General features: G+C 42.0%; 22 protein-coding genes. 13 read left to right on the top strand and 9 right to left on the bottom strand.

Annotated elements, in window-relative coordinates; genetic code table 11:
• Positions 1 to 56 precede the first annotated feature (56 nt).
• The 3 genes from ATE37_RS06310 to recJ all read right to left on the bottom strand — a co-directional run bounded on the left by ATE37_RS06310 (position 57) and on the right by recJ (position 4,962).
• On the bottom strand, positions 57 to 836 hold the full coding sequence (locus ATE37_RS06310) for an alpha/beta hydrolase (protein ID WP_084868401.1): 780 nt from the start codon (positions 834 to 836) through the stop codon (positions 57 to 59).
• A gap of 68 nt (positions 837 to 904) precedes the next feature.
• Positions 905 to 2,566: a ribonuclease J gene (locus tag ATE37_RS06305; protein WP_084868400.1), complete on the bottom strand. Its 1,662-nt coding sequence runs from the start codon at positions 2,564 to 2,566 to the stop codon at positions 905 to 907.
• A 173-nt stretch (positions 2,567 to 2,739) separates the two neighbouring features.
• Positions 2,740 to 4,962, bottom strand: a complete 2,223-nt coding sequence (recJ, locus tag ATE37_RS06300) for a single-stranded-DNA-specific exonuclease RecJ (protein ID WP_180382774.1) — start codon at positions 4,960 to 4,962, stop codon at positions 2,740 to 2,742.
• Between the two features lie 177 nt (positions 4,963 to 5,139).
• On the opposite strand from recJ, the gene ATE37_RS06295 reads away from it, so the two are divergent.
• The 5 genes from ATE37_RS06295 to ATE37_RS06275 all read left to right on the top strand — a co-directional run bounded on the left by ATE37_RS06295 (position 5,140) and on the right by ATE37_RS06275 (position 8,974).
• Positions 5,140 to 5,898, top strand: a complete 759-nt coding sequence (locus ATE37_RS06295; protein ID WP_001229577.1) for an amino acid ABC transporter ATP-binding protein — start codon at positions 5,140 to 5,142, stop codon at positions 5,896 to 5,898.
• Positions 5,899 to 5,908: 10 nt separating this feature from the next.
• Positions 5,909 to 6,703, top strand: coding sequence for a transporter substrate-binding domain-containing protein (locus ATE37_RS06290; protein WP_084868399.1), 795 nt, complete (start codon positions 5,909 to 5,911; stop codon positions 6,701 to 6,703).
• Positions 6,704 to 6,715: 12 nt separating this feature from the next.
• Positions 6,716 to 7,393, top strand: coding sequence for an amino acid ABC transporter permease (locus tag ATE37_RS06285; protein ID WP_049505255.1), 678 nt, complete (start codon positions 6,716 to 6,718; stop codon positions 7,391 to 7,393).
• 9 nt (positions 7,394 to 7,402) lie between these two features.
• On the top strand, positions 7,403 to 8,062 hold the full coding sequence (locus ATE37_RS06280) for an amino acid ABC transporter permease (protein ID WP_084868398.1): 660 nt from the start codon (positions 7,403 to 7,405) through the stop codon (positions 8,060 to 8,062).
• 129 nt (positions 8,063 to 8,191) lie between these two features.
• Entirely contained in the window at positions 8,192 to 8,974 is a 783-nt protein-coding gene (locus tag ATE37_RS06275) for a DUF4037 domain-containing protein (protein WP_084868397.1), read from the top strand.
• Positions 8,975 to 9,259: 285 nt separating this feature from the next.
• Here the strand turns inward: ATE37_RS06275 and ATE37_RS06270 are convergent, their stop codons facing one another.
• The 3 genes from ATE37_RS06270 to ATE37_RS06260 all read right to left on the bottom strand — a co-directional run bounded on the left by ATE37_RS06270 (position 9,260) and on the right by ATE37_RS06260 (position 11,702).
• Complete coding sequence (locus tag ATE37_RS06270; protein WP_084868396.1) at positions 9,260 to 10,282, bottom strand: YdcF family protein; 1,023 nt, start codon at positions 10,280 to 10,282, stop codon at positions 9,260 to 9,262.
• A 67-nt stretch (positions 10,283 to 10,349) separates the two neighbouring features.
• Positions 10,350 to 10,787 carry an Rrf2 family transcriptional regulator gene (locus ATE37_RS06265; protein WP_049490302.1) on the bottom strand — a complete coding sequence of 146 codons (438 nt, stop codon included), beginning with the start codon at positions 10,785 to 10,787 and terminating at the stop codon, positions 10,350 to 10,352.
• A gap of 72 nt (positions 10,788 to 10,859) precedes the next feature.
• Entirely contained in the window at positions 10,860 to 11,702 is an 843-nt protein-coding gene (locus ATE37_RS06260; RefSeq protein ID WP_084868395.1) for a metallophosphoesterase family protein, read from the bottom strand.
• A 197-nt stretch (positions 11,703 to 11,899) separates the two neighbouring features.
• Between ATE37_RS06260 and ATE37_RS06255 the strand changes: the two genes are divergently transcribed.
• Both ATE37_RS06255 and thrS read left to right on the top strand, forming a co-directional pair.
• Positions 11,900 to 12,274, top strand: coding sequence for a hypothetical protein (locus ATE37_RS06255; protein WP_084868394.1), 375 nt, complete (start codon positions 11,900 to 11,902; stop codon positions 12,272 to 12,274).
• Between the two features lie 334 nt (positions 12,275 to 12,608).
• The gene (gene thrS / locus ATE37_RS06250) at positions 12,609 to 14,552 is read left to right on the top strand and encodes a threonine--tRNA ligase (RefSeq protein ID WP_084868393.1); all 1,944 of its coding nucleotides are present in this window, start codon (positions 12,609 to 12,611) and stop codon (positions 14,550 to 14,552) included.
• A gap of 47 nt (positions 14,553 to 14,599) precedes the next feature.
• Here thrS and ATE37_RS06245 read toward each other — a convergent pair whose 3' ends face one another.
• Together ATE37_RS06245 and ATE37_RS06240 are read right to left on the bottom strand one after the other, a co-directional pair.
• Positions 14,600 to 15,574 carry a sensor histidine kinase gene (locus ATE37_RS06245; RefSeq protein WP_084868392.1) on the bottom strand — a complete coding sequence of 325 codons (975 nt, stop codon included), beginning with the start codon at positions 15,572 to 15,574 and terminating at the stop codon, positions 14,600 to 14,602.
• Entirely contained in the window at positions 15,567 to 16,244 is a 678-nt protein-coding gene (locus ATE37_RS06240) for a response regulator transcription factor (protein WP_033583457.1), read from the bottom strand. The genes ATE37_RS06245 and ATE37_RS06240 overlap by 8 nt, the downstream gene beginning before the upstream one ends.
• 416 nt (positions 16,245 to 16,660) lie before the next feature.
• Between ATE37_RS06240 and ATE37_RS06235 the strand changes: the two genes are divergently transcribed.
• From ATE37_RS06235 to ATE37_RS06220, 4 genes are all read left to right on the top strand, one after another.
• Complete coding sequence (locus ATE37_RS06235) at positions 16,661 to 17,224, top strand: TetR/AcrR family transcriptional regulator (RefSeq protein WP_084868391.1); 564 nt, start codon at positions 16,661 to 16,663, stop codon at positions 17,222 to 17,224.
• Positions 17,225 to 17,308: 84 nt separating this feature from the next.
• Positions 17,309 to 18,085: a ferredoxin reductase domain-containing protein gene (locus ATE37_RS06230; RefSeq protein WP_084868390.1), complete on the top strand. Its 777-nt coding sequence runs from the start codon at positions 17,309 to 17,311 to the stop codon at positions 18,083 to 18,085.
• Positions 18,086 to 18,196: 111 nt separating this feature from the next.
• On the top strand, positions 18,197 to 19,291 hold the full coding sequence (locus tag ATE37_RS06225) for a DUF2974 domain-containing protein (protein ID WP_084868389.1): 1,095 nt from the start codon (positions 18,197 to 18,199) through the stop codon (positions 19,289 to 19,291).
• A gap of 63 nt (positions 19,292 to 19,354) precedes the next feature.
• Positions 19,355 to 19,984 (top strand): MBL fold metallo-hydrolase, encoded by a 630-nt coding sequence (locus ATE37_RS06220; RefSeq protein WP_084868388.1) that lies wholly within the window; start codon positions 19,355 to 19,357, stop codon positions 19,982 to 19,984.
• A 38-nt stretch (positions 19,985 to 20,022) separates the two neighbouring features.
• On the opposite strand, the gene ATE37_RS06215 is transcribed toward ATE37_RS06220, so the two are convergent.
• On the bottom strand, positions 20,023 to 21,915 hold the full coding sequence (locus ATE37_RS06215; RefSeq protein ID WP_084868387.1) for a M13 family metallopeptidase: 1,893 nt from the start codon (positions 21,913 to 21,915) through the stop codon (positions 20,023 to 20,025).
• A 179-nt stretch (positions 21,916 to 22,094) separates the two neighbouring features.
• On the opposite strand from ATE37_RS06215, the gene ATE37_RS06210 reads away from it, so the two are divergent.
• Together ATE37_RS06210 and ATE37_RS06205 are read left to right on the top strand one after the other, a co-directional pair.
• Positions 22,095 to 22,817 carry a metal ABC transporter ATP-binding protein gene (locus ATE37_RS06210; protein WP_000619139.1) on the top strand — a complete coding sequence of 241 codons (723 nt, stop codon included), beginning with the start codon at positions 22,095 to 22,097 and terminating at the stop codon, positions 22,815 to 22,817.
• Positions 22,814 to 23,662 carry a metal ABC transporter permease gene (locus ATE37_RS06205; RefSeq protein ID WP_000559794.1) on the top strand — a complete coding sequence of 283 codons (849 nt, stop codon included), beginning with the start codon at positions 22,814 to 22,816 and terminating at the stop codon, positions 23,660 to 23,662. Before ATE37_RS06210 ends, ATE37_RS06205 begins: the two co-directional genes overlap by 4 nt.
• Positions 23,663 to 23,688 lie beyond the last annotated feature (26 nt).

The raw sequence follows: 23,688 nt of genomic DNA, 5'->3' as shown, positions 1-23,688 counted from the left end.
TCCTTGATCAAGATAGATTCTCTATTTTACTGAAGAAAACTGAAAGAAACCTAAAACTAAGATAAACGTTCTTCCAAGACAAAGTCAATTGGTAAGGTAGCCAAAAAACGCTCCAATTGTTTTTCCCAGTAGTACCACTCGTGCTTACCTAGACTATGACTATAGGTCACCTCAAAACCAAGTTTTTTGAGGTTTTTCACTGCGAGATTATTGGCAGAGTAGAGATAGTCTTGCTCTCCACACCAAGCCCATAGTTTGGTCTTTTGATCGGATTTTGCAGCCATACTTTCAAGCGAATGAGGGCTAGCTTTCCAGTCTTTAATCTCTCCAAAAACTCCTCTCCAGTAGGCAATCGATCCCAAATCCTGACTTTCAGGAGAAAATTCTTGAAAACTGAGCGCACCAGAAAAACTAGCCGCATGAGAAAAACGATTCGTCGATAGAGCGAGTTTGAAGGAGCCGTAGCCACCCATTGAGAGACCTGCAATGAAGGTCTTTTCGCGCTTGCTGGTCATATTGGGAAAGAATCGTTTCATGACTTGGGGGAGTTCTTCTGCTAAAGCTGTATAGTAGTTATAGCCATACTGAGTATCTGTATACCAGCCATTGCTAGTATTGGGCATGATAACAATGAGATTGGTTCCCCGCAACAAGCGTTCGACATTGGTACGTTTGAGCCAGCTATTTTGATTTCCTGACATTCCGTGCAAAAGGTAAAGAACAGGAATATCTGCGCAATCTGGTTCAGTCACTCGACTGCCATCTGGATAGAGGACGGTAACACCCCACTCCATATCCAAAACTTCTGAGTAATACTCAATATTCATAACTGCCATGGTTGTCTCCTTTTACTATTCTATAAGAAAAAGCCGAATATCGACTTTTTCCGTAGGCATTCTGCTTATTATTTAGCTTCCATCACGACTGGCAAAATTGCTGGGCGACGTTTGGTTTGATCAAAGAGGTACTTGGTCAAATTGTCACGAACCTTCCCTTTGAGATCTGCCCAGTCAAAGTCATCCCCTTGAAGATACTCTTCTACCGTTTGGTTAATCAATTCGGAACTTTCACGGAGAATGTCGCGACTTTTCTTAAGGTAGATAAATCCACGCGTATGAACACGAGCCTTAGCCACAATTTTCTTCTCACGACGGTTAACAGTGATAGCCACGATAAAGATCCCATCCTCTGACAAGACCTTACGGTCGCGAAGAACGACATTCCCAACATCACCAATGGCATTTCCATCAATCATGACATCACCTGCAGAAACTGCTCCAGCTGGGACGAAGTCTCCATGTTCATAGGACATGATCGTTCCCTTTTTAGGGATGAAAATACGCTCTGGCAACATTCCAACTGCCATGGCAGCCTTGGCATGCGCATCCAACTCACGGTACTCCCCTTGGACAGGAAAAAGATATTTCGGTTGCAAAAGATTGATCATCAACTGCAAATCACGCGCATTTCCGTGTCCTGATACTCGCAAACTCTGGGTAATGAGTTTTACCACACCACCAGCTTGGTAAATCATATTTTCAACGCGAGCCACAACTGCTTCTTTGGCGGTGGATGGAGTTGTTACAATATAAACCAAGTCCCCATCCTTGATTTCTACATAACGGTGGCGCCCAACGGACATCTTGCGAAGTCCATTGATGGGTTCACCCATACGACCTGTCTCTAGGATAATCAACTCATGGTCTTCAAAACGAGACATTTCTTTCGGTTTTATCAAAAGGCTTTCATTAGCTAGAGACAATTTTTTGAGACGAATCGCTGTACGGACGATATTTTCAACATCAAATCCAGTCAAAACGACTCGGTGGCCAGTCTCCGCAGCCGCATCAAAAACCTGCTGGATACGAGAAAGGTTGCTGGCAACCGCTGCAACGATGATACGGCCGTCCCAGTCAGCGATGGTTTGGGTAATTTCATCCCCAACTTCACTCTCGCTCGCCACCTGGATATTGCTGTCTGCATTCGCAGAATCACTGAGAAGTGCCAAGACACCGTCACGGCCGATTTCGGCTAAACGCGCAAAATCCGTCGCATAGGATTCACTAGCCGTCTGGTCAAATTTGAAGTCGCCTGTGTAAACAATGTTCCCTTTTGGTGTTTTTAACACAACTCCCAGACTTTCTGGGATAGAGTGAGTCGTACGGAAGAAGGAAACAACCGTTCCCCCAAAGTCAATCTCCGTGTTTTCATCAATGATATGGAAGTCATTGAATTTCTTAACCGTATCATTTCCTTTGACAAAGAGTTTGGCCAACTCAATGGTCAACTCAGAGCCAAACACAGGCACCTTAGCCTCTGCCAAGAGATAAGGCAGGGCACCAATGGCATCCGCATGCCCGTGGGTCAAGAAGACTCCTGCGATACGGTCGCTATTTTCAAAAAGGTAGTCCATGTTTGGAATGACGACATCAACCCCTAGTTGTTCATTTTCAGGGTATTTAAGCCCTGCATCCAAAACAAAAATCGAATCGCCTATTTCAGCGATGTACATATTTTTCCCATTTTCTCGTACACCACCTAGTGTTGTTAAACTAATATTACTCATTTTTCCTCCGAAACTTCATTTATCTTGATTATAGGGTGAATTTACCCTCTTATTCTAAAAGTTCTAAAACTTTCAGCCGAATCTTTTCCTACCATTATACCATTTTTTTGATGATTTTCAAAACGAAGATTTGTTTTCAAAAAAGAGCTGGTTACCCAACTCTTTCCTAACTTCTATTCTTTTTCCATCAAAAAGTCATAGATTTCTTGCACGGTACCCAGCGCCATCATTTCTTGGTCTTTAACGGTCTGTTTGAGATTTTGGTAAATCCGACTTTCAGCAATTTCCCTTTTCGGCGCTTCTTTATTGACTGTCATGACACCATCTTTGATCGTCACAAAGTCCAGCTCTTCAAACACTTGGATCATCTTGACCAGCAAGATTTGTTGAATATTGAGATAAGCCGCTAAATCTTTCAACTTGTAGCGAATATCAAACTCTGGGAACTGGTAAATGGTCTTGTACAATTTAGCAAACTGCTCTCTGGTTCCATAACCTGTCAGATAGTAGGCCTTGTCTATGTCGTTCTTGAAATAGACTGCTGAGAAATTTTGCTCCTGAAAAATGGCCTTAAGCAGAGTAATATCCTCAGGAATATTTTTCACAACAACCGCTTCACTATTCGCTAAATCTGGCACCTCTCCAGAGAAATCTAAAACTGGAACCCCTTCTGGCAAGACTGCATTCTTCCCACGAATGTTAAAGAGTTGAACACCCTCCACACGCGCATCCACCATCATCAACTGGAGAGCAGTTTGGCCATTCCATTGATTGACAGACAGGGTGACTGCCAATTCTAGGTTTTTTGTTTGAGCAAACTCTGTTCCCCATCTACCTTGTCCGAAGGCCACCACTTCGAAACTCGCCTCACCCTTGGAAATTTTTAGTTTGAGATGGGCATTGCCTGCTCCCATGGTACGAGTACTTTCGACATGAAAACCCTTGATATAAAAGACAGGTTTTTGATTATCCATTCCAAAGGGTGCCAAGCGTTCAAAGCTTTTAACCGTTTCTAAACTAAGAGTCTCCAAATTCAACTCTTCATCTAGATTTAACTTGTTCTTACCAGTAGCATCTGCACCTTTTTCACGGATATAATCTTCCAAAACCTGGGATAAATCTGAGAGTTTCTCAACCTCTAGCGTCATCCCTGCTGCACCAGCATGGCCGCCAAAGGCGATAAATAGGTCTCGATGGGGATCCAGAGCCTCAAAAATATCGACAGCTTCCACGCTACGAGCACTGCCTTTGGCACGACCGTCCTCTATATTAAGAACGATGACTGTCTGACCTAGTTCTTCCAACAAACGACCAGCAACGATACCCAGAACGCCAGGATTCCAGCCTTCCTTGGCCAAAACTTGGACCTTCTTTTCAGGATCCACCATGGTCTTAGCTTCTTCATAGATAGATTGGACGATTTCCTTACGTTCTTCGTTTTTCTGATGAATAATGAGGGCAATCTCATGCGCTTCCTCGTCGTCAAATCCAGTCAGCAAATCAATAGCTGGATTAGGATCGTCCAAGCGCCCTAAGGCATTTAAACGAGGGGCAATCTGAAAGCCAACCGTTTCTTCTGTCACTTCGTTAGCAGCAATCCCAGCCATGTCCAGCATTTCTTGCAGACCGATGCGCTGAGTATGCCCCAACATTTCCAGACCATATTGAACCATGATACGGTTTTCATCCGTCAAACTTACCATATCCGCAATGGTACCGATAGCTACCAAATCTAGTAGCTCAACTTGCACTTCTTCTAAAAGAGCGCAAGCTAGCTTGAAAGCCACTCCACAACCAGCTAACTGTTTGAAGGGATAGTCCGCATCTGGATGCTCAGGGTGAACAATCGCATAGGCATCAGGAAGGGTTTCCGGCATAGAATGGTGGTCAGTCACAATGACATCCACTCCCATAGACTGAGCCAATTCAATGGCCTCGTGACCAGCAACCCCATTATCCACTGTCACAATCAAGGAAATTCCCTCTTGCTCGATAAAGTATTTATAAACACTGGCATTGGGACCATAGCCATCGGTAAAACGATTGGGTAAATAAACACGGCACTCGGCGCCAAGCTGTTCTAAACTTTCCTTCATAATCGAAGCCGAGGTCATGCCATCCGCATCGTAGTCTCCATAGATGAGAATATTCTCCCCTTCTTCAATAGCCTGACGAATCCGTTTCACTGCCTTGTCCATATCATGGAGCAGATAGGGGTCATGTAAGTCCTCTAAAGAAGGTTCTAAAAACTTCTTTAGACTTTCTTCATCCTGAATCCCTCTTTCAAATAATAAGCGAGCCACCTCAGGACCCAGCCCAGCCTTCTTGGCTATCTTTGTAAAATCCGCATCTTCAACCTGCGGGGCAAACTGCCATTCATAAGTAGGAGTTATCAAAAAGACATCCACTCTTTCTAAGAATTCTATCGTTTCATTATAACATGATTTAGGCATTTTCTCTATTCAGATTGCTTTTTTATAACATTTTAGTGAATTTTTTTCAGATATGATTTGACAAGAACATTCTTTTGGTGTAGAATCATGTTATAAAATATAACACAAAGGAGATCTCTCATGGCTTTAGTAGAATTTAAACACGTCGAAAAATATTACGGAGACTACCACGCACTCCGCGACATTAATCTCCGTTTTGAAAAAGGACAAGTTGTTGTCCTGCTTGGACCTTCCGGCTCTGGGAAGTCCACTCTTATCCGTACGATCAATGGTTTAGAGGCTGTTGACAAAGGAAGTCTCCTGGTCAATGGACACCAAGTAGCAGGTGCTAGTCAGAAAGATTTAGTTCCTCTTCGTAAGGAAGTTGGCATGGTTTTTCAACATTTTAATCTTTATCCACACAAAACAGTGTTAGAAAATGTAACACTCGCGCCCATAAAAGTTCTAGGAATTGATAAAAAAGAAGCTGAAAAAACAGCCCAAAAATATCTGGAATTTGTAAATATGTGGGACAAGAAAGATTCCTATCCAGCTATGCTATCTGGTGGTCAAAAACAGCGGATCGCCATTGCTCGTGGTCTTGCCATGCATCCGGAGCTCCTCCTCTTTGATGAGCCAACATCTGCTCTTGACCCTGAAACCATCGGAGATGTTCTAGCAGTTATGCAGAAACTGGCACATGATGGGATGAATATGATCATCGTTACCCACGAAATGGGCTTTGCCCGTGAAGTTGCGGACCGCATTATCTTTATGGCCGACGGAGAGGTTTTAGTAGACACGACAGATGTCGATGACTTTTTTGACAATCCAAGCGAACCTCGTGCCCAACAATTCCTCAGCAAAATTATCAACCACGAAAGTGACAAAGTCAAATAAGGAGGCGCCTATGAAAAAGAAATTCTTTTTATACGCATTATTGATTAGCCTTTTCAGCCTTACTGCTGCCAAACCAGTCCAAGCCGATACCAGTGTGGCAGACATTCAAAAAAGAGGCGAACTAGTTGTCGGTGTCAAACAAGACGTTCCCAATTTTGGCTACAAGGACCCCAAGACCGGGACCTATTCTGGTATCGAAACGGACTTGGCCAAGATGATTGCAGACGAACTCAAAGTCAAGATTCGCTACGTTCCTGTTACCGCGCAAACTCGTGGACCGCTCCTAGACAATGAACAGGTCGACATGGATATCGCAACCTTCACCATCACAGACGAACGTAAAAAACTATACAACTTCACCAGTCCCTACTATACGGACGCTTCTGGTTTTTTGGTCAATAAATCCGCCAACATCAAAAGTATTGAGGACCTAAACGGTAAAACCATTGGGGTTGCCCAAGGTTCCATCACCCAACGCCTGATTACTGAACTGGGTAAAAAGAAAGGTCTAACCTTTAAATTTGTTGAACTTGGTTCCTACCCAGAATTGATTACTTCCCTTCACGCTCACCGTATTGATGCCTTTTCCGTAGACCGCTCTATCCTATCTGGCTATATCAGCAAACGGACAGAACTACTAGATGATAGTTTCAAGCCATCTGACTACGGTATCGTCACCAAGAAATCAAATACCGAGCTAAACGACTATCTTGATAGCTTGGTCACTAAATGGACCACGGACGGTAGTCTTCAAAAACTCTATGACCGTTACAAACTCAAACCATCTAGCCATACCGCAGATTAAGGAGGACACCCCATGACAGATTTATCATCTTGGACAGCCTATTTTCAGGATTTTGGACAATTTTTCAATGGTTTCCTCTTCACCCTTGCCCTAGCGGTTGGATCCTTTATCCTCGCCATGGTTTTGGGCATCTTCTTTGGGGCAATGTCAACCAGCAAACGCCCATTCTTGCGTGCTTTAGCTCGTATCTTTGTCGAATTTTACCAAAATACTCCCCTCTTGGTGCAGTTTGTCATCGTCTTTTATGGTTTGCCTCTTATCAGTGAACACACCATCATGATTCCGATTTATTGGACAGCTGTACTTTGTGTGGGACTCTATCACGGCGCCTATATAGCTGAGGTTATTCGTTCAGGGATTCAGTCTATTCCTAGCGGTCAGATGGAGGCCGCCTTGTCGCAAGGTTTTACTTATATCAGTGCCATGCGCTTGATTATCTTGCCTCAAGCCTTCCGTATCATTCTCCCTCCATTGACCAACCAAATTGTTAACCTCATCAAGAACACCTCTACCGTAGCTATCATCTCTGGAGTAGACTTGATGTTTGTGACTAAGTCTTGGTCGGCTCTCAACGGAAACTATATCCCAGCCTTTTTAGGCGCTGCTCTTCTCTACTTTGCTCTATGCTTCCCTGTTGCCCAGTTTGGTCGCAAGATGGAGCAAGCCAACAAAAAAGCCTATTCACTTTAGGAGGTTACTATGGAATCTATTTTAGAAGTTTTGACCCCAGATAACCTAATCTTTATCTTTAAAGGATTTGGCTTAACTCTCTACATTTCTCTGATTGCTATCGTCCTATCAACCCTTATCGGAACAGTACTAGCCGTCATGAGAAATGGGAAAAATCCTATCTTACGAATCATCTCCAGCGTTTATATCGAGTTTGTACGTAACGTTCCCAACCTTCTCTGGATTTTCACTATCTTTTTGGTGTTCAAGATGAAGTCTACACCAGCTGGTATTACTGCCTTTACTCTTTTTACCTCGGCAGCCCTAGCTGAGATTATCCGAGGCGGTCTCAATGCCGTGGACAGAGGGCAGTATGAAGCAGGAATGTCGCAAGGATTCACTTCAGTGCAAATCCTCTACTACATCATTCTCCCACAAGCTATCCGTAAAATGTTGCCAGCCATCATTTCTCAGTTTGTAACTGTGATTAAGGATACCAGCCTTCTCTACTCTGTTATCGCCCTACAAGAACTCTTTGGAGCCAGCCAAATTCTCATGGGACGCTATTTCGAACCAGAGCAGGTCTTCAGTCTTTATATCCTGATTGCCTTGATCTATTTCATCTTTAACCTAGCAATTTCAAGTCTATCTCGCATTCTAGCCAAACATTGGCAACAAGCTGCAGAATAAAAAAGAAATGTGAACTCAAAACAAGGGTTCACATTTTTTGCTATAAATGAAAAAGAGTAACTCAATGCTATGCAAACGTTTTACTTTTTGGTAAAATGACTTTAAAACCATAAAGCAAGGAGAAAAATCATGATCCACGAACTTTGCAAAGAATTCTCTCAACTGGAACAAGTAGAAGCTATCGCTCTTGGTGGCTCTCGTGCAGGACAAAACTATGATCAAAATTCTGACTATGACGTTTATGTCTATCTCAACTCTTCTATTGATGAGGCGACTCGCCTCAAAATTTTGAGTAAATACTGCTCCTATATGGAAATTGGAAACCAGTTTTGGGAGTTAGAGGACGACTGTGTACTAAACAACGGTATCGAAATCGAGTTGATTTATCGTTCGCTGGAGTCGTTTGAACAGGAATTGAACTCAACCGTTTTTCAACACAAAGCTCAAAATGCTTATACAACTTGCATGTGGCATAATCTACTCCACAGCAAGATTTTATACGACCCGAATGGACACTATGCTTCTCTCCAAAAGACTTACCAGATTCCCTATCCACAGGAACTCAAAAAGCATATCATTGAAAGGCAACTCCTTTTGCTAGAACAAGCCATGCCTGCCTTCTCTCACCAAATAGAAAAAGCTATCAAACGCCAAGATCTTCTCAGTATGAATCATCGTACGAGTGAGTTTTTTGCTTCCTACTTTGACTTGTTATTTGCGCTCAATGAGCAAACCCATCCTGGTGAAAAACGAATGTTGGAGTACGCAAAGACCCATTGTACACTCCTCCCTAAGCAATTTGAAGAAACTATTAGCAAGTATTTCCAACTACTCTACCAACCGCAACAAGGAGAACAAGCGGTCGTGACCTTGCAAACTATCCTGAAGGAACTAAAAGCCATTTTGCCATAGACCAAAAAGAAAATGTGAACCTCTGTTGCTGTTCACATTTTTATTTGTCGTTGACTGTAAAATTCTAGTCTACTCATATTCAGTTGCCTATTTTTGACTCTCTCTGAAAATCTGCAACTAAGTTAGAAATTGTTCAATTGATTGACGAGCAATCATGAAACCGTTCCAAAAACCGCACTCACAATCACTTACCCTGCTCTTTCATTACTAGTGACAATTTTTCCCTTAGGGTTATACAAGATTTTTTAGAGATTCTAACAAGAATTACAATATGAATTTTACATATTACCATAGAACACCTCTATAGGAGAAAATCAGAGCTAAAATTAATAAAATATAGAAGGCGAGAAAAAGCCATCTCATCTTCACACATAGAGCAATGTATTCTCTGATAAAGGCCGATGGGATATAGTAGGCGGCTGTACGGCAACCAAGACCATCTCCCTTCATCCCAATACGGCGAGCATAGGTACTGGTACGAAAAACATGGTAATCATTGGTCACAAAAAGAAAACGTGGACTGACCACCAGCTTCTCTCCCATTTCTTTTGAGAAGAGAAGATTCTCATAGGTCGTCGTTGAGTCTTCCTCTAGGAGAATCGCTTCTCTCGGAACATCCGTCTCTTCCAGCAAATAATTACAAATTGCCTGAGCCTCGGAAATCTTCTCATCCCCACCTTGACCACCACTTGCGATGATTTTAACATTGGGATTGAGAGACTGGTGATAAGCTTCTACTGCCTTGTCAATGCGACTCTTCAGTAAGGGAGTGACTTTTTCTCCATTCAACAAGCCTGCTCCGTGAATGATGATAAAATCATAATATTTTTTCTTAGGAATGAAAAGATACAGAATGGAATAAAGCAGAAATCCTGCAAAGGCAAAACCAAAAATCAAATACGAATAAATCAAAAAGAAAAAGATAATATTCACTAGATGATTGGTGTAAAACAAGCCCTTGGTATCGCTCACTCGAATCGCCATGATCACAAAAAAGAATAGAATCACGCAGCCTAATCCTAGAGACAAATAATTTGCCTTGGATTTTCCTTCTTTTTTCAATAACACAAATCCATTATAAATAAGGAAAAAACCACTTAGAAAAACTAAAAGAGGCAGCAGGAGAAAAATCCCTGCAAAGAAAACCATGTGCACCTCTTTCTGCCCAGCTTCGTAAAAAAGATTGGCAATGGACATATAAGAAAAGAGCAGAGACAAAAGCAAGAGAGCTGGATTCCAGAGACTACGATTGTCCCTTAAAAACGAAACGAGAAAAAGTAGGACAAAAAATCCTGTGATAAAGTACATAGTCTCCTCCTTTGATGACTACATTGTACCATAATTATAGCAATAGAAAAAGAGAACCTTAGTCCTCTTACTTAGACAGTTTATTCTGAGCATCTGCCACAACCTGAGCCAGACTTGTCTGACGCAGTTGGTTTTCCATAGCTGCTTGAACATCGAACAGTTTTTGGTCCAAAACTGCATGGATATTCGCACCAATTGGGCAATTAGGATTTGGATTGTCATGGAAACTAAAGAGCTTACCAGATTTTCCTAAACACTCTACAGCTTGGTATACGTCCAACAAACTGATATCCTGAAGGTCTTTTATTATCTCAGTTCCTCCCGTACCACGAGCAACTGAAATCAATCCTGCTTTTTTGAGTTGCGATAAAGTCTTACGGATAATGACTGGATTGACTCCGACACTAGCCGCAAGAAAATCACTGGTTACCTTGCTGTCTGTATCCTGCATTGCAATAATAATCATCATATGAGTCGCAATTGTAAATCGGCTTGAAATTTGCATTTTGTTCCCCTTTCACCTGAGATTCTCATCATCTCTCTTCTCATACTCATTATACCCCTTTTTGATGTCATGTCAATCATTACTACTATCTAACCATGCATCCAACTCAATATCATGCCCCTGTTTTTGCGCAATCTCATACAGAAGTTCCTGGTTATGAGTATGGTGGATCCCATTTACCAAACTTTCATAGTAAACCTGGAAATAGGGGAGCTTCAAATTTTTAGCCAACTGCAATTCAGCTTCTACATCATAATCCACTCGACGAAAATCAACATCAGCCAAACCTGCTTCATCAAACTCTAAGATCATATACTGGGCCCGCAGGTCCTTACGCAACTTCGCATCTAGAAAGAAGGGTTGTCCAATGGACCCTGGATTAAGAATCAACTGTCCATCACTTCCATAACGAAGCAACTGTTGGTGGATATGACCATATACTGCGATGGAGGCGTGTGGTTCCGTCACTAATCTATCAAAATCTTCTTGTTTTCCCGTATGAATCAACTCCCTACCCCAGTTTTTATCAGGGAGATGGTGAGTGATTCCCACCATCAAATCACCAAACTGACGATGAACTTGCATGGGTTGATTGTGGAGGTCTTCGATTTCTTCAGGGCTGATTTCTTCTAATATATACTGGCATTGACGTAGGAGGTAGCGATGACTAGCTTTTGTCAAATCTAGCTTACGATGCAAGCCTCTCCAGAGACTATTCTCCCAATTACCAAGAACTATTGCAGTGATAGGCAAAGCAGCTAAAAGATTCAATATCCTTCCACGTCCTGTTCCTGGCATAAGAATATCCCCCAAAAGCCAGTACTCATCTACATTTGCCTTTTTAGCATCAGTCAGTACAGCTTCCAGGGCTGTCGTATTCCCATGTATGTCTGAAAGAACTGCTATTTTGGTCATTCTTTCTCCTCTTTTCCTCTTACTTCTTTTGTTAGTATTATAGCAGAAAACACTCAAAAAGAGCACTATCACTACTCACTGGATTAACTTGTAAAGGCTTCCAAGACGTGCTATAATATAAGCAGAGAGTTCCCCTTCATTTAGGATTATGTGGTCTTCAACATCTCTCAATTTTTGTAGATTGGAGGACTATTGCCATGCGGAAATATCTTAAGTATATTCCATACTACCTTGTCATTTTCTTCTTTTACTGGCCCCTCTATGAGTTGCTTTTACTGCTGATATCTGATTCTTATACGCTGAAGGGACTTTACATTTATAACATTCTCCTCTTTTCTCCCCTAGTAACCTTTATCGTATCGCTACTTTATAGCTATCGATTTCGTTTCTCACTTTGGTGGCTACTCGGTATTGGTCTGGTCTTTTGCTTTACCATCATCACCTTTGGTAAGTTCATCCTGCTTTACTTCCTAGCCTATGAACTCTTTGCCCTACTTGGTTTGGCTGCTGGCATGGGTATCAAGCATGTCTTCCAGCGGAAGAAAAACAAAAAAATTATACAAAAACCTTGAAAATTCTCGCAATCATGCTATAATAATGCATAGAGACAAGTCACTTAGTCCCTTTCTACTAGAGAGTGCGTGGTTGCTGGAAACGCATAGAAAGCCTAAACTGATACTACTCTACTGACTTTTATGCAAACATAAAACGGTGGCTACGTTAAAGCCAATCTGAGGTGTTCCTCTTTTTTGAGGAACATAAATGAAGGTGGAACCACGTTGCGACGTCCTTTTAAGGATGTCGCTTTTTGATTTATTAACGAAAAAATCAAAAGGAATTTCTATTTATATTTCAAGGGCACCTTCACCATAACTAGGCTAATAAAAACTTTATAAGGAGAAAACCATGATTAAGATTACTTTCCCAGATGGCGCTGTTCGTGAATTCGAATCTGGCGTGACAACTTTTGAAATTGCCCAATCTATCAGCAATTCCCTAGCTAAAAAAGCCTTGGCTGGTAAATTCAACGGCAAACTCATCGACACGACTCGTGCTATCACTGAAGATGGAAGCATCGAAATCGTGACACCTGATCACGAAGATGCCCTTCCAATCTTGCGCCACTCAGCGGCTCACTTGTTCGCCCAAGCAGCTCGTCGCCTTTTCCCAGACATTCATTTGGGTGTCGGTCCTGCTATCGAAGACGGCTTCTACTACGATACAGACAATACTGCTGGTCAAATCTCCAATGAAGATCTTCCTCGTATCGAAGAAGAAATGAAGAAAATCGTTAAAGAAAACTTCCCATCAATCCGTGAAGAAGTTACCAAAGACGAGGCCCGTGAAATCTTTAAAAATGACCCTTACAAGTTGGAATTGATTGAAGAACACTCAGAAGACGAAGGCGGTCTGACTATTTACCGTCAGGGCGAATACGTAGACCTCTGCCGTGGTCCTCACGTCCCATCAACAGGTCGTATCCAAATCTTCCACCTGCTCAACGTAGCTGGTGCCTACTGGCGTGGAAATAGCGACAACGCGATGATGCAACGAATCTACGGTACAGCTTGGTTTGACAAAAAAGACTTGAAGAACTACCTTCAAATGCGTGAAGAAGCCAAGGAACGTGACCACCGTAAACTCGGTAAAGAGCTTGACCTCTTCATGATTTCACAAGAAGTCGGACAAGGTTTACCATTCTGGTTACCAAACGGAGCGACTATCCGTCGTGAATTGGAACGCTACATTGTCGACAAGGAAATCGCTGCAGGCTACCAACACGTCTACACTCCACCAATTGCCTCCGTGGAACTCTATAAAACTTCTGGTCACTGGGATCACTACCGTGAAGATATGTTCCCAACTATGGACATGGGAGACGGTGAAGAGTTTGTCCTCCGCCCAATGAACTGTCCTCACCATATCGAAGTTAATAAACACCATGTACACTCATACCGTGAATTACCAATCCGTATCGCTGAAATCGGCATGATGCACCGATATGAAAAATCTGGTGCCCTTACTGGCCTTCAACGTGTACGTGAAATGTCCCTAAATGATGGTCATACTTTTGTAGCTCCAGAACAAATTGAGGAAGAATTCAAGAAAATTCTTCAATTGATTATCGACGTGTATGAAGACTTTAATTTGACAGATTACCGTTTCCGCTTGTCTTACCGCGATCCAGAAGATAAACACAAATACTTTGACAACGATGAAATGTGGGAAAATGCACAACGCATGTTGAAAGCAGCTATGGATGATATGGAACTGGACTACTTTGAAGCTGAAGGTGAAGCAGCCTTCTACGGACCAAAATTGGATATCCAGGTTAAAACTGCCCTCGGTAAAGAAGAAACCCTTTCGACTATCCAGCTTGACTTCTTGCTTCCAGAACGTTTCGACCTCAAATATATCGGAGCTGATGGTGAAGAACACCGTCCAGTTATGATTCACCGTGGGGTTATTTCAACTATGGAACGCTTCACAGCTATCTTGATTGAGAACTACAAAGGTGCCTTCCCAACATGGCTTGCACCACACCAAGTAACCCTCATCCCAGTTTCTAACGAAAAACACGTGGACTACGCTTGGGAAGTGGCTAAGAAACTCCGTGACCGTGGTGTCCGTGCCGATGTGGATGAGCGCAATGAAAAAATGCAGTTCAAGATCCGCGCTTCACAAACTAGCAAAATTCCTTACCAATTGATCGTTGGGGACAAGGAAATGGAAGACGGAACTGTCAACGTTCGTCGCTACGGCCAAAAAGAAACACAAACTGTCCCAGTAGATGAGTTTGTAGCAGCTATCCTAGCTGATATCGCCAACAAATCTCGTGTTGAGAAATAATAACCCAGCACAAAAGCCTCCAATCGGAGGCTTTTTCTCATTTATTCTTACTCAATAACAAGCTTCACTTCAGCGAATTTAATCCGTACGGTCGTTCCTTTTCCAACCTCAGACTCGATGCGAATCTGATGGCCCAGTTCTTCAGAAATTTTCTTAGATAGATAAAGTCCAAGTCCAGATGACTGCTGGGTCAAACGACCATTGTAGCCTGAAAAGCCACGTTCAAAGACTCGGAGCACATCACTGTTTTTAATCCCGATTCCCGTATCCTTTATACAGAGTTCCTGGCCTTCCATATAAATCTCTAGTCCACCTTTCTTGGTGTATTTGAGGCTGTTTGAGAGGATTTGTTCAATGACTACCAACAACCACTTCTTATCGGTCACGATGATTTTGTCAAGGTCATATAGGTTGACTGTCAGTCCCTTTTGGATAAAGAAAAGGGCATACTTGCGAACCACTTCCTTAACCAAGTCTTCCACTTGAACCTTTTCAAACACTAGGTCATCATGGAAGCTCTCTAAACGTAGGTACTGCAACACCAGATTGGTATAGGAGTCAATCTTGAAGATTTCCTGTTCCAATTGCTGCTTGACCTCACGATCAGAGACTTCTGCCACTAAAAGTCGACTCGCTGCAATAGGGGTCTTTATCTGATGAACCCACAAGGTATAGTAGTCAAGCAAATCTGTCAGTTTACTTTGGGCTTCTGACTTCTTTTGATACAATTCAGACTCACGCTCTTCGAGTTTTTCCGCTAGCACACACTCCAGAGGAGACTTGGGGTCTCTCTCAGCATAGAGTATTTCCTGCCGGTAAAACTGAGCTTCTGCAAAAATATCCCAAACCAAAAATAAAAGGGTCAAAAAGCTACTGAGGAGGAAAAAATAGAAAAAATAAAATCCTATACTGGCGAATAAAAACTGAAAGAGAAAAACAAGAAAACCCAATGAAAAAATATAGATAAAAAGACGACTGCGAGAACGCAGATAGGCTAGAAAAAATAATTTCCAATCAAGCATGTTTCAGTCCGTATCCTATTCCCTTCTTGGTTTCGATAAATCCTGCCAAGCCTTGCTCCTCCAACTTTTTACGCAAACGAGCAACATTGACAGACAAGGTATTATCATCAATGAAAAAGTCACTATTCCAGAGTTCTCGCATCAGGTCGTCTCGCGCCACGATATTACCCGCATGTTCAAACAAAATCCGCAAAATCTGAAATTCATTCTTGGTCAAACTCAGGACTTCCCCCTGATAGTGCAGGTCCATAGACTTGGTATTGAGGATCACACCCGCATACTCCAGCAGACTTTCATCACGCCCAAATTCGTAAGAACGGCGCAACAAGCCCTGAACCTTGGCAAGGAGCACCTGCTGATCAAAAGGCTTGGTCACAAAGTCATCTGCTCCCATATTGATCGCCATGACGATATCCATCGCCTGATCTCTCGAAGATAGAAACATGATGGGTACCTGAGAAATCTTACGAATCTCCTGACACCAGTGGTAACCATTAAAGAGAGGTAAGCCAATATCCATAAGGACCAAATGAGGTTCTGACTGAACAAAGAGAGTCAAAACTTCCATAAAGTCCTCCACCAAAATAACCTCAAAACCCCATTCTGAGAGCAGTTTCCCTACTTGTTGCCGAATAACTTGGTCATCTTCTACTAGTAAAATCTTGTGCATGCGCTCCTCCTTTGTTCTTTCTCAAAATATCAAAACCCTTAATAGCAAATCTACGGATTCGTATCTCTTATTGTTTAGCAGACTATTCCCCAAATCCAGATCAGTAAAAAGATGCTAAATAGAGGACAACCCCACTGATATCATACCTTATTTTTAAGTATAGTTCCAGCTTTATCCTATATTTCCCTTTGTATGCTCATTTAGTTAATATTTCTTTTACTCATCTAATAGTCTTAAAAATTAGCCGTCTAGTTGGAGTAAACGCCTTATAAGCTTATGTAACTCCTCTGTTCATAAAAGTAATCACTTTAAACAACTAGATCTAGCTTTCTTATTGACAGACCAGTTAGGATTTGTTAAGATATGAATGAATATGATGTTGTGTTCATTCATACAATAAAGGAGGTTCATTCATATTGAACAAAAAACAAGCTTTAAAAACAGCGGCCTATGAAGTTTTTTCTAAAAAAGGTTACAAGGCGACAGGAATTTCAGAAATTGCCAAGCAAGCTGGGGTGGCAGTTGGCTCTTTTTATAACTATTACGAAAGTAAAGAAGCCATTTTTCTAGACATCTATATAGATGAAAATAACCGTGTTCGCCAATCTATGATTGAGGAACTAGATTGGGAAATTGATATGACTGACCTCATTGGTCAACTCTTTGCACAGTCCAGAATTCTCGTTTCTTCCAATAAAATCCTTGCAGAATGGTACAATCCGGCCATAGCAGATGAGTTGCACAACTATTATTCTTCGGAAGAAGGGAAATTCGCAAATCCATTTCATCAGTTTCTAGTTAAAACTTTTACAAATCGTATGCAGTCTGAAGGATATTCGCCAGAAAAAATTCAAGATATCTTACAGGTTTATAATCTGTTTTACTACATGGATATGCATATCACAGAAAAAGATTTTCCAGAAATTGGCAAAACTGTCGAAATACTTGCAACCAACTTCATAAAAGGAGTTCTAAAATAAGGAATCAATTTCTTTATTTTTGAAAAAAATATGAATGAATTTTATTTTAGTTCATTCAAAAATTAAAAACAGGAGTCATAAAAAATGAAAAGAGGTAAAAAAATGTTCATTATCATCCTATCTACACTTGGAGTCCTATGCCTTATAACTTGGGGTATCATCGCTTATCTTGGGCGAAGTCAGACTCTATCAATAAAATCTATCGAAAACCCCAGCGGGGATTTGTATTTAATTCATATCACAAAACCGAGTCATCAAAACTGGAAAGCTGGGGCTTGCGCTCAGTTTAAGCTCCCCGATACGTTGTCTACGACTAGAAAAAATGAAGATAAAGGGAATCAATCCAGTCGATGGCTAACCATTGCCTCCACACCTGATGAAGATGAAATCCTCATTTTAACTCATGATAGCGGTAGCCACTTTAAGGAAACCTTGACACATTTACCTGCTGGAAGTGAGATTGAGATGAGTTGGCTGGATTCCTCTTTGGTTGTTAAAGATGCAAATCAACCACTAGTTTGTTTTGCATCTGATGTCGGTATTTCTGCTCTACGTCCTCTTGTCAAAGAGTGGGCTAGGAAATGCCCGATTATTCTCAACCACTTTGACAAAGGAGTTACTATTTTTGATAACGAGATGAAGGAACTGGCACAAAAAATACCGAATTTTACTTACCAAACTAGCAATGAACTTTCTCAAAGTCAAGAATTTTTAAAAAATGCTATTGATAAATACGGCAATCAAGCCAGCTATCTCATCACAGGTCAGCCTGATGATGTAAATGAGATGAAGAATTTTTTAAAGGAAAATGGGATTGATAGCAAAAACATTCAAGCAAGTTCGTTTAGAGGTTTGAAATAGGAGCAATCTGTCTCCTATATATTTCAATCAAATCCTACTAGGTCATTCAAACAAGCCCACTAGCTAATTCTAGGTAAATGTGGTAATATAAACATTGAGAAAGGAGCTTTTATGGCCAATATTTTTGACTACTTGAATGATGTAGCATACGATTCCTTTTATGACCTTCCCGTGAACGAGTTAGATGTTCTTGCCTTGACTGAATTAACCTATCTTCCTTTTGATGATGTAGTCACCCAAGAACCAAAGCGTCTCATAGATCTAGCACCCCAAATTCCTAGAGAAACGACGATGTTGACCAATAAAATCCGCCTCCAGTTGTTAGATCAACTCTCTCAACACAAACGCTTTAAAAATTGCAAGCTCTCAGACTTTATCAATGATATCGATCCTGAATTGCAAAAACAGTTTGCAGCCATGACTTATCGTATCAGTCTCGATACCTATTTGCTTGTCTTTCGTGGAACTGATGACAGCATCATTGGCTGGAAAGAAGATTTCCATATGACCTATATGAAGGAAATCCCAGCTCAAAAACATGCTCTCCAGTATTTAGAGAACTTTTTAGCCCAACATCCTAATCAAAAGGTTATTCTAGCAGGACATTCAAAAGGGGGCAATCTAGCTGTCTATGCTGCCAGTCAACTTGATCCAAACTTGCAGAAAAATATTATCTCTGTCTACACTTTTGATGCACCTGGACTTCACAAGGAACTAACCGAAACATCAGGCTATCAAAATATGATGAAACGAACGAAAGTATTTGTCCCACAAGGTTCTATCATTGGGATGATGCTGGAAATTCCTGATAAAAAAATTGTTGTTCGAAGCACTGCCTTGGGTGGTATCGCCCAGCACGATACCTTTAGTTGGCAGATTGAAGACAAACACTTTGTCCAACTAGACGAGACCAATAGTGATAGTCAGCAAGTCGATACAACCTTCAAGGAATGGGTTGAAACAGTCCCTGACGAGGAACTACAACTCTACTTCGACCTCTTTTTTGGAATCATTCTCGATGCAGGAATTTCCTCTATCAACGATCTTTCTTCCTTCAAGGTCATTGAACACATTCATCAACTCTTTGTCCAAGCTCAATCCCTCACACCCGAAGAAAGAGAAACCATGGGGCGCTTAACCCAACTCTTGATTGACACCCGATACCAAGCTTGGAAAAATCATCAAGGCACGAGAAAGACTTTCTGATACCCTAAGTATTCTCTTCTATGCTATACTTAGTTTAGTACATTCTTTGAGATTGGAGCCAGTATGAAAATCCATAAAACCGTGAATCCCGTTGCCTATGAAAACACTTATTATCTAGAAGGGGACCAACACCTGATTGTGGTTGACCCAGGTAGCCATTGGGAAGCTATTCGCAAGACTATCGAAAAAATCAACAAACCAGTCTGTGCGATTCTCCTGACCCACACCCACTACGACCATATTATGAGTCTGGACTTGGTTCGTGAGACTTTTGAAAATCCTCCAGTTTATGTAGCAGAGAGTGAAGCTAGCTGGCTTTATACACCTGTAGATAATCTCTCTGGTCTCCCTCGTCACGATGATATGGCAGATGTAGTCGCAAAACCTGCAGAACACACCTTTGTCTTTCATGAAGAATACCAGCTTGAGGAATTTCGTTTTACAGTTCTACCAACCCCAGGGCACTCTATTGGCGGTGTTTCCCTGGTCTTTCCTGATGCCCATCTAGTCTTGACCGGAGACGCTCTATTCCGAGAAACCATCGGTCGGACAGACCTTCCTACAGGTAGCACGGAACAACTCCTCCATAGCATTCAGACGCAACTCTTCACCCTCCCTAACTACGATGTCTACCCTGGTCATGGTCCAGCTACGACTATCGCTCACGAAAAGACCTTTAATCCCTTTTTCTAGCAAACAAAAAACCAAGGATAATTTCCTTGGTTTTTGTCTTACCAAATAATCACACGTTCCTCTGGTGAACGCCACATACCATCGCCTTCTTTGACATCGTAAGTTGTAAAGAAGTCATCGAAGTTTGGTACTTGAACATTGACACGGAGTTTGGCAGGCGCGTGCACATCGACACTGGCCATGAGTTTCATCAACTCAGGACGGCCTTTCATACGCCAGATACGAGCAAAGTTGTGGAAAAATTCTTCAGCTGAGAAGTCTGGTTCTCTCTTAGCAGCTTCAAGGGCTGCAGCAATCCCGCCCAAGTCAGCAACGTTTTCAGACACGGTTAGTTTCCCGTTGATTCTTGCACCGTAAGATTCTTGCCCATCAAACTGGTCGATAACTTTCTGCGTTTTTTCTTTAAAGGCAGCATAGTCGCTTTCTGTCCACCAATCCTTGAGGCTACCATTTTCATCAAAAGAAGCACCATTTGTGTCAAAGGCATGAGAAATCTCGTGGGCAATAACAGCACCAATCCCACCGTAGTTGGCAGAAGACGATTGATGCAAGTCATAGAATGGAGCCTGTAAAATAGCCGCTGGGAAGACAATCAAGTTCTTCTGAGGATTGTAGTAGGCATTGACCATGTGTGCTGGCATGCCCCACTCCTTGTAATCAACCGGTTGGTTCCACTTGCTCCAGCTGTGCTTGATTTCCACACGCCCAAAGGCTAGGGCATTCTCAAAGAGACTGGCAGTTTCATCCACTACTTTGTCCTTGTAGCGTTCTGGCAATTCCTCTGGATAACCGATATAAGGCTTGATGACATTGAGTTTGACAATGGCCTTGTCTCGCGTTTCAGGTGTGAGCCAGTCGTTCTTAGCCAAACGTTCCTTATAAACGTCAATCATAGTCGCTACTTTTTTCTCTACGTCTGCCTTGGCTTCTGGAGAGAATTTTTCATGCGCATACCAGAGACCAAGAGCTTGCTTGAAAGGACCTTGGGCTAAGTGATAAGCTGCCTTGACCTTGTCCTGAGCTTCTGGCACACCTGAAAGGGCACGTCCGTAGGCACCTGACAAAACACGAATCTCATCTGTCAGATAGCTAGTTGAGAGATTGACCACACCCAAAATCAAGGTTGCTTTGAGTAAAGGCCATGCTTCTTCACTATAGAATTGATCTGCTGCTTGCCAGAAACGTTCCTCGTCTACGATAACCTTGTCTGGAGTTTGTCCAAGAACTGTTTGGAAGAAATCATCCAGAGGTAGGGCAGGAGCAAATTTCTTGAAATCTTCATAAGCGTATGGATGGTAGAGTTTGGCATATTCTGAACTTTCTTCGTTAGAAAGCACCACAGCCGCAATGCGACGGTCAAATTCCAATCGTTTCTCTAGTAAGTCTGCGATTTCCTCATCTGAAAAATCATAGGCTTTGAGAAGATTCGCAGTACTTTCCTTCCAAAGAGCCAAGAGCTCCTCACGCTGAGGATGGTCTTCAGCGTAGTAAGTCGTATCTGGCAAGATAGTTCCTGGTGCACTGGCCCAAAGAACATTGATTCTGGCATCCATAAAGTCTGGTGATACACCAAATGGAAGGAAGTTTGGCTTCCCTGCTAGTTCAAACTCTGCCAGTTTGCTGGTAAAATCTGCAAAACTCTCCAAGTCTTGGTATTCCTTGAGCATTGGCAAAACAGGCTTGATCCCATCTGCTTCTCTCTTGTCAAAATCACGTACCATACGATGGTACTTAACAAAGTTTGCGAGGATGGCATCCTCTGGGACTTCTTCACCTGCCAACCACTTGTCTGTAGTCGCCAGCATCAACTCTTCAATTTCCTCGTCAAGGTCAATAAAACCACCTGTTCGAGATTTGTCAGCTGGAATGACAGCTGTTTTTTCCCATTCGCCATTGATTGCATCATAAAAATCGTCTTGATAACGTGTCATCTTGTTCTCGCTTTCATTTTTTCACTTATTCTTAGCTTAGCAAAAAACACTTGGGAATGCAATTAAAAATGGTCTCTCTTTTCACTTCATTTTTCAGTTATTATTTTAAATTTTTCAAAAATTAACTTGACTTAATTTTTTTTTTAAGGTATATTAAAAGACAGGAGGAATACAACTGTATGATACGTATCGAAAACCTCAGTGTCTCCTACAAAGAAACGCTGGCACTAAAGGATATTTCACTAGTGCTTCACGGACCAACTATTACCGGAATTATTGGTCCAAATGGTGCTGGAAAATCAACTTTATTAAAAGGTATGTTGGGAATTATCCCACATGAAGGTCAGGCCTTTCTCGACGATAAAGAAGTCAAGAAATCTTTAAATCGAGTTGCCTATGTCGAGCAAAAAATCCATATCGACTACAATTTCCCTATCAAGGTCAAGGAATGCGTCTCTCTGGGACTCTATCCATCCATCCCACTCTTTCACACCTTAAAGGCCAGCCACTGGAAAAAAGTGGCAGATGCACTTGAAATCGTTGGGCTCTCAGACTATGCTGATCGCCAAATCAGCCAGCTCTCAGGAGGACAATTTCAACGTGTGTTAATTGCCCGTTGCTTAGTGCAGGAAGCTGACTACATCTTTCTAGATGAGCCATTTGTCGGGATTGACTCGGTTAGTGAAGAGATTATCATGAACACGCTGAGAGACCTTAAAAAAGCTGGTAAAACAGTTCTCATCGTCCATCATGACCTCAGCAAAGTCCCCCATTATTTCGACCAAGTTTTGCTTCTCAATCGAGAATTAATAGACCTTGGTCCGACCGAAGAAACCTTTACCGAGGCCAATCTCAAAAAGGCCTACGGTAGCAAACTCTTTTTCAATGGAGGTGGCCTATGATAGCAGAATTTATCGATGGATTGCAAAATTTCCATTTCCTACAAAACGCCTTGATCACAGCTATTGTCATCGGAGTTGTTGCTGGTGCTGTGGGATGTTTTATCATCCTACGTGGGATGTCTCTCATGGGAGATGCCATCTCTCACGCAGTTTTGCCCGGCGTAGCCCTTTCCTTTATCCTGGGAATTGATTTCTTTATTGGAGCGATCATCTTTGGTTTGATGGCTTCCATCATCATTACCTACATCAAGGGAAACTCTATCATCAAGAGTGACACTGCCATTGGTATTACCTTTTCATCTTTCTTAGCCTTAGGTGTCATCTTGATTAGTGTTGCCAAGAGTTCGACAGACCTCTTCCATATCCTTTTTGGGAATATCCTCGCTGTCCAAGATACGGACATGTGGATTACCATTGGTGTGGGGGCATTGATTCTCTTGATTATCGGGATTTTCTTTAAACAACTATTGATTACATCCTTTGACGAGCTCCTGGCTAAAGCAATGGGAATGCCCGTTAATTTCTACCACTATCTACTCATGGTGCTCTTGACCCTTGTATCCGTCACCGCCATGCAAAGTGTTGGAACCATTCTTATCGTGGCCATGTTGATCACCCCAGCTGCGACGGCTTACCTTTATGCTAATAGCCTAAAGAGCATGATTTTTCTTTCATCAGGCCTAGGAGCTCTGGCTTCTGTTGTAGGGCTCTTTATCGGCTATAGTTTCAATCTCGCAGCAGGATCGAGCATCGTGCTCACATCCGCCAGCTTCTTTCTAATCAGTTTCTTTATCTCTCCTAAGCAACGATACTTGAAACTGAAAAACAAAAAAATCATTAAATAACGGGGAAACCCTTCTGGAGGAATCTA

Source organism: Streptococcus oralis subsp. tigurinus, assembly GCF_002093575.1.
In the GTDB taxonomy this organism is placed as follows: Bacteria; Bacillota; Bacilli; order Lactobacillales; family Streptococcaceae; genus Streptococcus; species Streptococcus oralis_CH.
The sequence above is the reverse complement of the archived record's forward strand: the minus strand, read 5'-3'. Positions and strand labels throughout refer to the sequence as shown.